The organism is Variovorax sp. 01T439_2, assembly GCF_056398445.1.
In genome coordinates, this window is record NZ_JBFTPJ010000093.1 from 1 (window position 1) to 10,102 (window position 10,102).

The following is a 10,102-nucleotide window of genomic DNA, read 5'->3' on the forward strand; positions in this document are numbered from 1 at the left end:
GACCCCGCCTTTGAGCTTCTGTTCTCGTTGATCATCGACACGGGACTGCGACTACGTGAGGCGTATCGGCTGAGAGTCGACCAGGTGGACGCCGCCCGTGGGCTTTTAAGGATTGAGGGGACTAAGGGCCACCACGGCGCGGCCAAGCTGCGCACAGTGCCATTGAAGCGCGAGCTCCGTGCAAAGCTGATCGCCTGGTGCGAAGGGCGGAAAGGGCTGCTGTTCCCATTCTGGGACGGCACCACCGACGATCTAAAGAAGTGCACGGCCAGACTGTCCGCGCGTTTCACGTCCCTGTTCGACTATGCGCTCGTGCCGAACTTCACCGAGCACGATCTGAGGCACGAGGCTTGCTGCCGCTGGATGACGCTCAAGGGCGATCGTGGCTGGATCTTCAATGAGATTGAGATCTGCAAGATCATGGGGTGGACCGACACCAAAATGATGCTGAGATACGCCTCGCTCCGAGGCGAAGACTTAGCGGATCGGCTCATTTAGCGCACCGACGTACGTGCCGGCCCCGCAGCTACACTGCCCGTAGGAGGCAACAACGCGTGCATTCTGATGTTCTCAACCTCGAGGCGGTTTACTATTCGGCCCCGATTCCAAGTAGCAAAGCCAGCCTTACGGCGCTGGCATTGGTATTCGACCGAATATATTTTCCTAATGTCTACCTGCCGCTGGACGGCTACGACCCTGGGGAGGTACGGAAGGAGGCCGATCGGATCGAAGCTCTTCGATTCAATGATCTCGACACAGCAATTACTGTTGGCACACTCCGCGCTTTGCCAAACCTTCCTCATCTCCAGACGTTTTGCAGTTTCACTGGGCATAAGGGGCAAATGTTCGGCGGGGATCTGACTCGGGCGAAGGAATTGCGAGATCGCCTCAACGAGGCGCTTTTTGGCCCATACCCACAGGGTGTCGAGCCAACGTTCATGACGGGCTCGCACAAAGGGCTGCCCGGTGGGGGATACATTGACCATCCTGATCCACTTAACTACATGGCGAATGCCGTTCTCTATTCCGCTGAGAAAGGTTTGCCACTTGTGAACGACAGCAATTTGCCGGTCGTTCCAATGGACGGGGGAAGCGTCACCCCCCAATTGCTTGCCAGTGTGCTGGCGCTCAAATGCGTCGAGTTCGCACTTCCCAAAGTCCCCGCGCTGACGCCTGCATCCATAGTAGAAGCGCGCGAGGAGCTCAAGCCGCAGCTCCGAGCGTTTCGTTCCAGCATCGCTCGGCTCGCCGCAACTCTTGCAGGGATGCTTGAAACCGATGCTACAGCCGAAGAAATTCAACGAAAAGCCGAAATTCTTGTTCGCACCGAAGTCGCCGCTGCACTCAGCGACCTCGAGGCGGCCGTAAACAAGCCCAGGGTGCTCACTCTCGAGAACGCATTTGGTGTTGGCGTACTTGTGAGCCCAGTACTGGCCGCGGCGTCAACGAGTCTTCCTTTAGCGATAGTAATGGCGCTGGGCGGACTGGGGGTGTTGGGGCTTAAGATCCAAAATGCGCAAAACGAGTCGCAGCGGTCTGGACTCTATTACCTGCTAAAGGCGCGCCGCCTAAATGGAAAATAGGCTGAAGGCCTTGAAGGCGCAAAGCTGTAGCCTTTCACCCCCAGATCTAGTTGGCAAGCGGCGGTAGCGGTGGCAGGACGGGTGGGCCGCGCAGCGTCTCGCGCTTCTTGATGATCCCCTGCGGTCGCGTGGGCACCGGCTTGGCCAGCGCCATCTCGTTGAGCCGTTGCATCAGCGCCTGGCGGGGGAAGAGCCAGCTGCGACCGATCTTCACGCCCGGCAATTCGTGATTGCGGGCTTTCTCTTCGACGGTCGACGGCTCGCAATCGAGCATGCTTGCCACCTGGTCCTTGTTCAGAATCTCGTCGCTCATGCTTGTAGCAGGCTTGCTTGCTGGCCCTCGGACCAGCGGAAAAGGCTTCGTGTTGATGTACTCGGGCGGCATCATTGCTGCGGTCCTGTGAGTGGTTGGATGGTGCTGTCCATCGCGTCAATCTGAATGGCGGTCAGCGGCGGTTCGGCAACCTGCTTGAGCATTCGTGCGATCGAGGCAGTCATCGCCAGTCGCATCTGCTGTGGGGTGCTGTTGCGCACCATTTCTTCGTAGACCTCGAGGCCCGCGGCCATAGCCAGCAAGCCCGGACCGTCGAAACCGTAACGGCCATGGCGGCCGCGAATGTGGTCGCATCGAATGAGAGCTTCGCGGGCCCCGAGCATCGCGGCGACGCAAGTCGGAGCGATCTGCTCGGCACGCAAGATGCCCACGTTGATCGCGGCGGCCAGGCGGTCGAACAGGTCGTCGTCGGTGCTGCCGGCCTTCAGGTCGCCGAACGCGCTGTAGAGCTTCGCCATGACGTCGTCGGCCACGGCCTGCGCCATGGGCTGGCGTGCGGCGATGGTCTCGGCCCAGCTGGTGAGGTTCTTCACTCGGCGCTTCATGCGGCTTCCAGTAGCGAGGGTTGATGGCCCATGCGCGCGGCGAAAGCGATGCGCGCGCGTGCGATGTCGAAGTAACCGAGCGGTCGGCCGGATTCGTCCTCGTCGCGCTCGATGCCAATGAAGCGAAAGCCCTCGAGCAGGGCTGCCTTGCCCGTGCTGCCCGAGCCCATGAACGGGTCGAGAACTACGCCTTGGGAGGGGGTGACCAGGCGGCAGAGATATCGCATCAACGCGGTGGGCTTGACGGTTGGGTGGAAGTTGCCGCCGCGCGCCGCGCCCACGCGCTCGGCGTCGCGCAGCGTGCTGCCCTTCTGGAATTGCAGGCCCGGGTGCGACAGGCCTTCATGGCGGTCCTCCGCGCTGGCCTTGGCGCAGTAAAAGAATCGGGCCGCGCTGCCTTCGTCAAGGCGACGAGCGCCCGGCCGCATCTTGAACCCGACGCCGCCGCTGTTTTCGCTGTGGGCGCTCGGTTCATCGCCTCGGCCGCGATACATGGCGCCGTAGACGTTCTGGGTACTGCGCGCGCTCGCATCGGTGCTGGCGTCGGCCTGTTGGCCTGGGGCGTCCGGAAACGCCGCGAGTACTTCGGCGCTGCCATCGTGCAAGACATTCGCCGGGTGGCGGCCCACGTATGTGCGCGCCTCGAGCCGCTCGCCCCTGTCTGTCACAGTGGGATCGCCGAAACGGTTGTTGGACATCGGCGCGAAGTCGCGCGGTGTCGCTGTACGCACGTCGTCGCCCACGCGGCACGCATCGATGTTGAGGGCGCCGGTGCCGTGGGCTGCGAGGTTGGCGCCGAGCGGCCCGACCGGAGCACGCCGGGCGAGCACGATTGGCTCATGTGCGGGCTTCAGCGCGGTGTTCCATCCGGCCCAGTCCTCCGGCACCTTCTTGCGGTCCGTACCCTTGGGGAACCCCGAGCCATAGATCCACATGAGCTGGTCGCGAACCTCGAACTTCGCGTCTTCGATCGCGCAGGCCATCCGGTGGTAGGTGCGAGAGCCGCCGAAGGCGAGCATGAACCCGCCCGGCTTGAGCACCCGCAGGGCTTCAGCCCACATTTCGACGCTGTACGCGACGCCGCTCGCGTCCCACGATTTGCCCATGAAGCCGAGCTCGTAGGGCGGGTCGGTGACGATCGCATCCACGCTCGCGGGCGGCATGACCCGCATGACGTCGGCGCAGCTGCCGCGATGAAGGGCGAAGGCTTCGTTCACACCGCGACCTTCCCGTCGATCTGCGACCGCGCGACCTCGCCCGAGCGATAGATGAGCCGGCTGCCCATGCGGCTGGGCAGCGCGAAGGCATCCATGGCGCCCGGCCGGCCGTCGTAGGGCCGCAGTTCGGCGCCGGTGTACACGCCGCCAGCAGTCAGGTGTGCGGTGCGCACCGTGGCGACAGCCGGCACGCCGCCCGTGGCGCACTCGCGGGCGCGGAATCCCGCGTCGAAGGTGTGCAGGTGGTGTCGCCCGATCGCCGTGATGGTGTAGAGCATGGTGCGGGTGCGATCGGCACGGCGTGCCGCGTTGCGCATCACCAGGCCGGCGGCGCGCAGCTGCTCGAGTTGCTCTGCGACGGCGTGCCCGATCACTTTGGCGATGGTGGAGGGCTCGCAGAAGTCGGCCAGCGCCACCGTGCGCAACACTGCGGCCAGTGGGTCGGTAAGAACGGAGGGCATCATGGTCAAGCGCTCACGGTGAGAGATACGCGCGCCGGGTCCAGCCCGCAATCGCGCGCGACGAACTCGGTGAGCACAAGGCCCTGTAGGTGGCGCACGTCGTGTAGGTTGGCGAGGACCGCATCTGGTTTGAATCGGCTGCCGTCGGTGGCGCTGACGTGCGCCCCCTCGGCGCGGCCATCGCAGCCCGGGCGTGTCACCTGCCAGATCGAGCCGCCCGCGCCGCGCACCGTATCCGCCTCGTTGTCGAAGCGCACGTCAGTGATGACGAAGCGGCTTTCGCCGCCTCGCTGATAGCCGACCAGGCGCGAGAGCATGGCGCGGGTCCAGTAGCGGTCGTGCTGAGCGCGGCGGTACTCCGTGCCCCACCACTGCAGGATCTGTCGCGGGCTGCGCGGTTGATCGAGCCACTCGTTGCTGAGCGGCGTGCGGTGGTCGGGCGCTGCAGCGCTGAGCGACAGCACCACGGCAGCCAGAAAGTCGCGCGGCGCGCGGCGCATCGACAGCGCCGACGCGGGCCGATGCTTGGCTGCAGGCTCAGCAAGGTCGCTTACCAGCACGCCGAAGCCCTCGGCCACCTCGGCGCGCAGCGCGTCGGCGAAGGCCAGCTTGCGAAAGCGCGCGTGCGCAACCAGCAGGTCTGCGACTGTGTCTTTGCCGGCGCCTGCGAAGCCGGTGAGTCCGAGAATGTGTTGCATGGTTTGGGATTCAGTGGATGTGGCTCGCTGCCCTGTTGGACGTGAGCGCGAAAGGGGCGCCGGCAGTGCCGTCGGCACCTTCGGTGTGGGGTGGCTCGGGCCAGCGGGGCGGCGCGAGTTCGCAGCGCATGACGTAGCCGCGCAGCTCGTTGTTGGTGGCGTGCAGGCGGTCCAGCTCGAGGCGCAGGCAGTCGCCGGCGCGCAGGTTGGGGTTGGCGGCCATGAAGCGCTCGGCTTCGGGCCCGCGCCAGACGGCGTAGAACAGGCTCACGCCGCGCGGACTGGTGCGTTCGCCAAGCGAGAGGATCCAACACGGCCCGGCATCTGCCGCGGCCGACTGGCGCGCACAGGTGGGGCGCCCGCGCAGGAAGAACACGCCGTTAGACCTCACAGCAGCGCTCCCTTCTTCTGCTCGGCTCGCACGCGGCGGAAGGTCTTGCGGATGTCGGTGGCGACGCTCTCGGCGTACTTGAAGCGCGGGTCGGTGAGTCCGCCGATTGGGCCGGTTGGCACCGGCGTGCGCGGGCGCCGCGGGCGCGTGGGTTGCACGATGACGATCATGGTGTGCACCATCCGTAGACGAGCATGGCCGCGCCGACGGCGGCCACGATTGCGGGCGTCGCGAGCATCGCGGCGGTCTTGATCGGGCCCGGGGCGGGCTGCACAGGTGACGTCCTCATGCCGATGCGCTCCCGGTAGCCTTGGCGATGGCGAGCACAGCCGCGCTGGCTTCGATGCCTTCGCCGCAGCCCATAACGCGATATCGCTCGAGCAGACCCTTGCAGGCGCTCAGCAAATCGGGCGCGGCCTCGATTAAGGCCATGTCTGGATGCGCCGCGCTAGCGCACCAGCGAACGTGATGGGTGCGGCCTGGAAAGGGCTTGATCCAATCGCGACGCTCGTGGAGCTTGTGCAGGATGTTCATCCCGTCGTGCGCGGTGTCGCGGACGAACAGTGTTGCGCTGCCCATGCCCCAGCGGGTCGGCTGAATGATGGTCAGATCGAACTGAGGTTTCCCGCCGACGAGCGACAGGCTTTTGTGCTCCTCGTTCAACTCCCACCGCCACGGCCCCGGCGTGTGCAGCGCGCTCACGATGTTTGCTCCAGCACCAATTCCTCGACCGCGAGGAACTCGGCCACGGCCTGCTGCGCCTGTTCTTCGTCGTCGAATACCTCGACGTCGCAGGCTTCGAGGAATAGCTCGGTGTCGAGCAACAGCAGCGCGTTCATGCGGCACCTCGGACATGCTCGAGTTGCCAGTCGCCGCGCGGGCCTTCGCCGCGCACGATGCCCGTGCCGCGGCTGTAGACCACGCTGTAGCCGATGCGCCGCTCTTGCAGCGTGCGAGTGGCGCGCAGCATGCCTGCCGCAGCCTTGCGCGTGATGGCGCGCGAGCCGGTGGGCGTACAGAGGCGAACGGCCGGCTTCACAGATTCACCTCGACCAGCGTGCCGAAGTCGTCGATGACGGCGCGGATACTGCGCTCCCAGCGCTGGCCGTCGGTGTCGTAGCGCACCTCGGTGCCACTCCACTTGGCTTGGCTCTGGCGGCCGTGGTTCTGGAACAGCGTGATCGAGTTGTAGTGGCCCGCGCCATAGGCGGCGAGATAGGTCCCGTCGCACGCGCTCGACGGCTTTAGCGCGCCTTTCGGGAGCAGCGTCACGGTGCCCGGCGCCGGCGCAACGGCGTCGGCGGCTTCCTGCTGCAGGCGGTGCAACAGTTCGGCCGCTGTGGCCGAGATGGGCGCCAGCACCACGCTGCGCGCCTTCTTGCTCGGGGCCTTCATGGCTCAGGCCGTGGCGGCTTCGAGACGCTCGACGTCGGACACGGGGCAGCCGGTGACGTGGTGCGCGCTGATGAAGGCGGCTTCGGCGCTTTCGGCCTTCAGCTGCACGAAAGGCAGCGCGCCGGTGTCCGAAGGGGCCAGATGCCCGAGGGCGTCTTTGGGGGTGAAGAAGCAGCGGTAGCTGCGGTGACCTGCAGAAGTTTTCGCCATGTCCATCTCCGTGTTGGGATGGACAGTCTAGATTGGCTAGACTTTGTTAGTCAAGTAAAACTTTCCTTAAACTCTAAAGAAACTAGAAATCTGCTCTCAGCGACAGTCGCGCATGTTTTGGACGATTGCCAGCTTCTCCCTCCGCTGTGCTTCGTTCAGCGCGATGCTGTTGGCGGAAACCTCGGCATTTTTAATTTCGAATGCACCTGGGCACGAGCGTGCACTCTGGATGACCTGCGGCCTGATGGCTTCGGTGAATTGGCTTGATCTCACGATGCCGTTCTCGGTGTAGACGTAGAACGTTCCGTTTGACCTTTCGTAGATTCGCTGCTCCTGAAAGCCGGAGGCATAGTCGCTCGCGTTCACGCGCGAGGGGCTGCCCAGCGCCGACTGCAGCTGCTGGGCATTCATCCCGCGCACTGGGTAGCTGCCAACGATTCCCGCATTGATCGCAGCCAGCAGCGCTGCTGGTAGGCCGTCAGCCTGGCCGGGCGGCTCTGGCTTTGCCACCTCACGCATTTGCGTTTGCGCAGCGGCGCCGTCGCACGGCCGCTCCTGATAGGCGGTTTTCCCGTCCACCACGCATTTAAACAGCGCCCATGATGGGGCAGCGGCCGTCAAGCCCACCATCACCACGGCCGCGCTCATGTAGTACGTGCCTCGCATCGCTCACCTCCTTCTCAAGCCATCGTATCTGCAATGGCTGGGGTGAGGCGCTTTGGCGATCAGTCGTGCCGGTATTTGCTGGGGGACACGACCGCACCAACGGCTTGGATTCCGTCCAGGTCGATGTTGTCGAAGGAAAGCCGCTCGCCTCCGTTGACGCTCATGACCTCAATACCCTCTGGGCGACGGAACAACAGCTCTTTGACCATCTTCCGGCCGTCCTTGAGCTTGAGTAGCACGTACTCGCCCTCGCGGGGAGTGCCGTTCGGTTCAACCAAGACATACCAGCCGTCTCGGATCGCGGGAAACATGCTCTGGCCCTTGACTCGCAAGCCATATGCATTGGGGTCATCGGTCGCGATCTCGATGTGTCCGTCACCGGCACCGGTGATGCTGCTGATTTCCTCGTAGAACCCATCGTCGCCCATGCGCGCGGTTCCCACCACTGGAACGCGCCTGGAGGCGCGTGCATAGCCCGCGAATTCCGGCTCATCACTTGCGGGCGCGTTCGGCAGGTTCGGGGTTAGCTGCGAGGGAACTGGATACCCGGTGACTTCAGCGATGCGCAGGACCTGGGCAAAGCTGGGCTTCGACTTTCCGGTTTCCCAAAAGCCCGCGGTGGCCTTGCTCCGACCGAGGGCTTCGCCCATCGCTTCGAGAGTCCAGCCTTTGTGCTTACGGGCAGCGCGCACCCACTTCTCTAGTTCCATTCGCCGATGGTAAAGAACTACTTGACCACGCGCGGCAACTATTTCTTGACTCGTTTGTCTAGAATGGCTAGACTTCTCGCTGCTTTTCTCAGGAATGCTGATCATGGAACATCCAATTGAACGCGCGGCGCGGGTCGTGGGCTCTCAAACCGCGCTTGCTGTCGCGCTGAAGGTCACGAAGGCTGCCGTCGGCCAATGGAAGGATGCCGGTAGGCGTGTCCCCGCGGAACATTGTCCGGCGATCGAGCGATTGACCGGCGGACAGGTGAGGTGTGAGGACCTGCGTCCGGATGTCCCATGGGAAGTTTTGCGCCAGCAGGCGGCGGGCGAGGGCGCGAATGCGTGACGAGGAGCAGGAGGGACCGGCTCTTCTGCCTTCTCGTTTTCCTTGGGCGCTCACGATGGCCACGCGCCCGACGGCCGAAGCACGTCGACCGGCGACTCCAGCACCCGCTCGCACAACTGCACCAGCGCTTGCTCGCCGCGCACCGACCCGATCCCGCTGGCTCGCGAGCTGGCCTGGCACACAGCGAACCACGCACCAATGCTGTCGCGCGACAGCTCGGGCTCCACTTCGAGCAGCAACACGAGTTGCTGCAGGAATTGTTCGATCGCATCGATTCGTTCGTGCGTGGTGGGTTGCGTTGCGTCCATGCGGCGGGCCCTTTCTTTCTCTTGAGGTTTGCATGAAAGCAACTTTCTCAATTCCTGACCGTCTTGCCTATGGTGGCGACGAACCCGCGCCCAACAGGGTGCACGGGCAGGACGTCGCCGATGCGGCCTACAACACGGCGCACGATTACCCAGGTGGCATCGCAGCAATGGCTCTGCGGATGGGCGTCAATGCCAACACCCTGACCAACAAGGTAAACCCGCAGAACACCACGCACCACCTCAGTCTGCGCGAGGCCGTGACGATGCAGGACATGAGCGGCAACTACGCCATCCTGCATGCGATGGCTGAATCGTTGGGTCACACCTGCACACGGGCCACGCCCGATCAGTCCTTCGGTGATCCCATCGAGACCTTCATGCGCATGCAAGTGGCACTCGCAGACTTCAGCCGTGCGATCGCTGATGCGGTGCGTGACGGGGAGGGCGCGGTCACGAGCAATCAGGTGCGTCGCGCCGACCACCATGCGCAGGAAGCCATCGCAACCATCGGCCACACACTTGCCATGCTGCGCTCCCACATGCGCGCGGCACCGGAGTCGCGGGCATGAGCAACCCCACCCCCCCGTGCGAGCAGATGACGCGCGCGTTTCGACGCGTGCTGTCAGTAACGCGGCAGCACTACTTCGGTGCGATGCCTCGACCGGATCGTGGGTCCTCCCTGGCCTCAGGCGATGAGGGTAATTCGAACCCCTTGCGGTGTGTAGTCAGCGGGGTGCGAACTTACTGATGGCCTCGAATTACGACGACGTGCAGGGCCAGCTGCAGGCCGCGGGCCTGATCGTGGACAGCCTGGACATCGGCCGGCTGCGCCGCTGCCGCGTGGTTGATGACCGCGAGCGCCGCGGCTGGTACCTGCTGCACGAGATCCGCATGGACAACGGCGAGGACCTCATCGTCGGGAGCTATGGCGTGTGGCGCGGCGCGGACAACAACGCGACGAAGGTGGAGCTGCGCAAGACCGAACTGAGCGCCGAGCAGCGCGACAGCCTGCGCAAGCGGCTCGCCGACGACAAGCGCCGCGCCGAGCAGGCGCGCCAGGCCGATGCCGATCGCGCGGCGGCCCGAGCCACCTCCGCCTGGCGCAAGTGCTCCGAGCAAGGCGACAGCGGCTACCTCCAGCGCAAGGGGGTGGGGGCGCATGGCGTGCGCTTCAGCCCGCAGGGCGCGATGGTGGTGCCGATGCTGGACACGGCCGGCCGGGTGCACGGCCTGCAGAT

General features: G+C 64.6%; 21 protein-coding genes. 5 read left to right on the forward strand and 16 right to left on the reverse strand.

The genetic code is table 11. From position 1 onward, the window contains the following. Both AC1DOC_RS06825 and AC1DOC_RS06830 read left to right on the forward strand, forming a co-directional pair. On the forward strand, window positions 1-498 hold a 498-nt coding region (locus AC1DOC_RS06825; RefSeq protein ID WP_478129580.1), incomplete at its 5' end, for a tyrosine-type recombinase/integrase. A 56-nt stretch (window positions 499-554) separates the two neighbouring features. Continuing rightward, a complete protein-coding gene (locus AC1DOC_RS06830) occupies window positions 555-1,583 on the forward strand; it encodes a hypothetical protein (RefSeq protein ID WP_478081646.1) in 1,029 nt (342 codons plus the stop codon). A 46-nt stretch (window positions 1,584-1,629) separates the two neighbouring features. On the opposite strand, the gene AC1DOC_RS06835 is transcribed toward AC1DOC_RS06830, so the two are convergent. The 15 genes from AC1DOC_RS06835 to AC1DOC_RS06905 form a co-directional block, all read right to left on the reverse strand. After that, window positions 1,630-1,896 carry a helix-turn-helix domain-containing protein gene (locus tag AC1DOC_RS06835; RefSeq protein ID WP_478081648.1) on the reverse strand — a complete coding sequence of 89 codons (267 nt, stop codon included), beginning with the start codon at window positions 1,894-1,896 and terminating at the stop codon, window positions 1,630-1,632. 71 nt (window positions 1,897-1,967) lie between these two features. Further along, window positions 1,968-2,450 carry a hypothetical protein gene (locus AC1DOC_RS06840; protein ID WP_478081650.1) on the reverse strand — a complete coding sequence of 161 codons (483 nt, stop codon included), beginning with the start codon at window positions 2,448-2,450 and terminating at the stop codon, window positions 1,968-1,970. 8 nt (window positions 2,451-2,458) lie between these two features. Then, on the reverse strand, window positions 2,459-3,679 hold the full coding sequence (locus tag AC1DOC_RS06845; RefSeq protein WP_478081652.1) for a DNA-methyltransferase: 1,221 nt from the start codon (window positions 3,677-3,679) through the stop codon (window positions 2,459-2,461). Then, a complete protein-coding gene (locus AC1DOC_RS06850) occupies window positions 3,676-4,143 on the reverse strand; it encodes a hypothetical protein (protein WP_478081654.1) in 468 nt (155 codons plus the stop codon). Before AC1DOC_RS06850 ends, AC1DOC_RS06845 begins: the two co-directional genes overlap by 4 nt. 2 nt (window positions 4,144-4,145) lie before the next feature. Beyond that, entirely contained in the window at window positions 4,146-4,838 is a 693-nt protein-coding gene (locus AC1DOC_RS06855) for a deoxynucleotide monophosphate kinase family protein (RefSeq protein ID WP_478081656.1), read from the reverse strand. 10 nt (window positions 4,839-4,848) lie between these two features. Further along, window positions 4,849-5,229 (reverse strand): hypothetical protein, encoded by a 381-nt coding sequence (locus AC1DOC_RS06860; protein WP_478081657.1) that lies wholly within the window; start codon window positions 5,227-5,229, stop codon window positions 4,849-4,851. After that, on the reverse strand, window positions 5,226-5,399 hold the full coding sequence (locus AC1DOC_RS06865; RefSeq protein ID WP_478081658.1) for a hypothetical protein: 174 nt from the start codon (window positions 5,397-5,399) through the stop codon (window positions 5,226-5,228). The genes AC1DOC_RS06860 and AC1DOC_RS06865 overlap by 4 nt, the downstream gene beginning before the upstream one ends. Next, window positions 5,396-5,518: a hypothetical protein gene (locus tag AC1DOC_RS06870; protein WP_478081659.1), complete on the reverse strand. Its 123-nt coding sequence runs from the start codon at window positions 5,516-5,518 to the stop codon at window positions 5,396-5,398. Before AC1DOC_RS06870 ends, AC1DOC_RS06865 begins: the two co-directional genes overlap by 4 nt. Next, window positions 5,515-5,931: a hypothetical protein gene (locus AC1DOC_RS06875; RefSeq protein ID WP_478081660.1), complete on the reverse strand. Its 417-nt coding sequence runs from the start codon at window positions 5,929-5,931 to the stop codon at window positions 5,515-5,517. The genes AC1DOC_RS06870 and AC1DOC_RS06875 overlap by 4 nt, the downstream gene beginning before the upstream one ends. After that, window positions 5,928-6,068, reverse strand: coding sequence for a hypothetical protein (locus tag AC1DOC_RS06880; RefSeq protein WP_478129581.1), 141 nt, complete (start codon window positions 6,066-6,068; stop codon window positions 5,928-5,930). The genes AC1DOC_RS06875 and AC1DOC_RS06880 overlap by 4 nt, the downstream gene beginning before the upstream one ends. Next, entirely contained in the window at window positions 6,065-6,268 is a 204-nt protein-coding gene (locus AC1DOC_RS06885; RefSeq protein WP_478083798.1) for a hypothetical protein, read from the reverse strand. The genes AC1DOC_RS06880 and AC1DOC_RS06885 overlap by 4 nt, the downstream gene beginning before the upstream one ends. Beyond that, a complete protein-coding gene (locus AC1DOC_RS06890) occupies window positions 6,265-6,624 on the reverse strand; it encodes a hypothetical protein (protein ID WP_478081663.1) in 360 nt (119 codons plus the stop codon). The genes AC1DOC_RS06885 and AC1DOC_RS06890 overlap by 4 nt, the downstream gene beginning before the upstream one ends. A 3-nt stretch (window positions 6,625-6,627) precedes the next feature. Next, window positions 6,628-6,834 (reverse strand): hypothetical protein, encoded by a 207-nt coding sequence (locus AC1DOC_RS06895; protein WP_478081664.1) that lies wholly within the window; start codon window positions 6,832-6,834, stop codon window positions 6,628-6,630. 96 nt (window positions 6,835-6,930) lie between these two features. Continuing rightward, a complete protein-coding gene (locus AC1DOC_RS06900; RefSeq protein WP_478083796.1) occupies window positions 6,931-7,482 on the reverse strand; it encodes a hypothetical protein in 552 nt (183 codons plus the stop codon). 77 nt (window positions 7,483-7,559) lie between these two features. Further along, window positions 7,560-8,315 (reverse strand): S24 family peptidase, encoded by a 756-nt coding sequence (locus AC1DOC_RS06905; RefSeq protein ID WP_478083795.1) that lies wholly within the window; start codon window positions 8,313-8,315, stop codon window positions 7,560-7,562. Here AC1DOC_RS06905 and AC1DOC_RS06910 point away from each other — a divergent pair. Beyond that, window positions 8,314-8,556, forward strand: coding sequence for a Cro/CI family transcriptional regulator (locus tag AC1DOC_RS06910; RefSeq protein ID WP_478083794.1), 243 nt, complete (start codon window positions 8,314-8,316; stop codon window positions 8,554-8,556). The genes AC1DOC_RS06905 and AC1DOC_RS06910 overlap by 2 nt on opposite strands. A gap of 50 nt (window positions 8,557-8,606) precedes the next feature. Here AC1DOC_RS06910 and AC1DOC_RS06915 read toward each other — a convergent pair whose 3' ends face one another. Then, window positions 8,607-8,864 (reverse strand): hypothetical protein, encoded by a 258-nt coding sequence (locus tag AC1DOC_RS06915; protein ID WP_478080704.1) that lies wholly within the window; start codon window positions 8,862-8,864, stop codon window positions 8,607-8,609. 32 nt (window positions 8,865-8,896) lie between these two features. On the opposite strand from AC1DOC_RS06915, the gene AC1DOC_RS06920 reads away from it, so the two are divergent. Both AC1DOC_RS06920 and AC1DOC_RS06925 read left to right on the forward strand, forming a co-directional pair. After that, on the forward strand, window positions 8,897-9,433 hold the full coding sequence (locus AC1DOC_RS06920) for a phage regulatory CII family protein (protein ID WP_478080703.1): 537 nt from the start codon (window positions 8,897-8,899) through the stop codon (window positions 9,431-9,433). A 178-nt stretch (window positions 9,434-9,611) separates the two neighbouring features. Then, window positions 9,612-10,102: primase/helicase family protein (locus tag AC1DOC_RS06925; protein ID WP_478129582.1), on the forward strand; the 491-nt coding region annotated here is incomplete at its 3' end.

Bases quoted from the DNA above. Each gene is read 5' to 3' on its own strand.
- AC1DOC_RS06835 (WP_478081648.1), bottom strand. From the start codon at position 1,896: ATGAGCGACGAGATTCTGAACAAGGACCAGGTGGCAAGCATGCTCGAT.
- AC1DOC_RS06850 (WP_478081654.1), bottom strand. From the start codon at position 4,143: ATGATGCCCTCCGTTCTTACCGACCCACTGGCCGCAGTGTTGCGCACG.
- AC1DOC_RS06855 (WP_478081656.1), bottom strand. From the start codon at position 4,838: ATGCAACACATTCTCGGACTCACCGGCTTCGCAGGCGCCGGCAAAGAC.
- AC1DOC_RS06865 (WP_478081658.1), bottom strand. From the start codon at position 5,399: ATGATCGTCATCGTGCAACCCACGCGCCCGCGGCGCCCGCGCACGCCG.
- AC1DOC_RS06870 (WP_478081659.1), bottom strand. From the start codon at position 5,518: ATGAGGACGTCACCTGTGCAGCCCGCCCCGGGCCCGATCAAGACCGCC.
- AC1DOC_RS06880 (WP_478129581.1), bottom strand. From the start codon at position 6,068: ATGAACGCGCTGCTGTTGCTCGACACCGAGCTATTCCTCGAAGCCTGC.
- AC1DOC_RS06890 (WP_478081663.1), bottom strand. From the start codon at position 6,624: ATGAAGGCCCCGAGCAAGAAGGCGCGCAGCGTGGTGCTGGCGCCCATC.
- AC1DOC_RS06895 (WP_478081664.1), bottom strand. From the start codon at position 6,834: ATGGCGAAAACTTCTGCAGGTCACCGCAGCTACCGCTGCTTCTTCACC.
- AC1DOC_RS06900 (WP_478083796.1), bottom strand. From the start codon at position 7,482: ATGAGCGCGGCCGTGGTGATGGTGGGCTTGACGGCCGCTGCCCCATCA.
- AC1DOC_RS06910 (WP_478083794.1), top strand. From the start codon at position 8,314: ATGGAACATCCAATTGAACGCGCGGCGCGGGTCGTGGGCTCTCAAACC.
- AC1DOC_RS06905 (WP_478083795.1), bottom strand. From the start codon at position 8,315: ATGATCAGCATTCCTGAGAAAAGCAGCGAGAAGTCTAGCCATTCTAGA.
- AC1DOC_RS06915 (WP_478080704.1), bottom strand. From the start codon at position 8,864: ATGGACGCAACGCAACCCACCACGCACGAACGAATCGATGCGATCGAA.
- AC1DOC_RS06920 (WP_478080703.1), top strand. From the start codon at position 8,897: ATGAAAGCAACTTTCTCAATTCCTGACCGTCTTGCCTATGGTGGCGAC.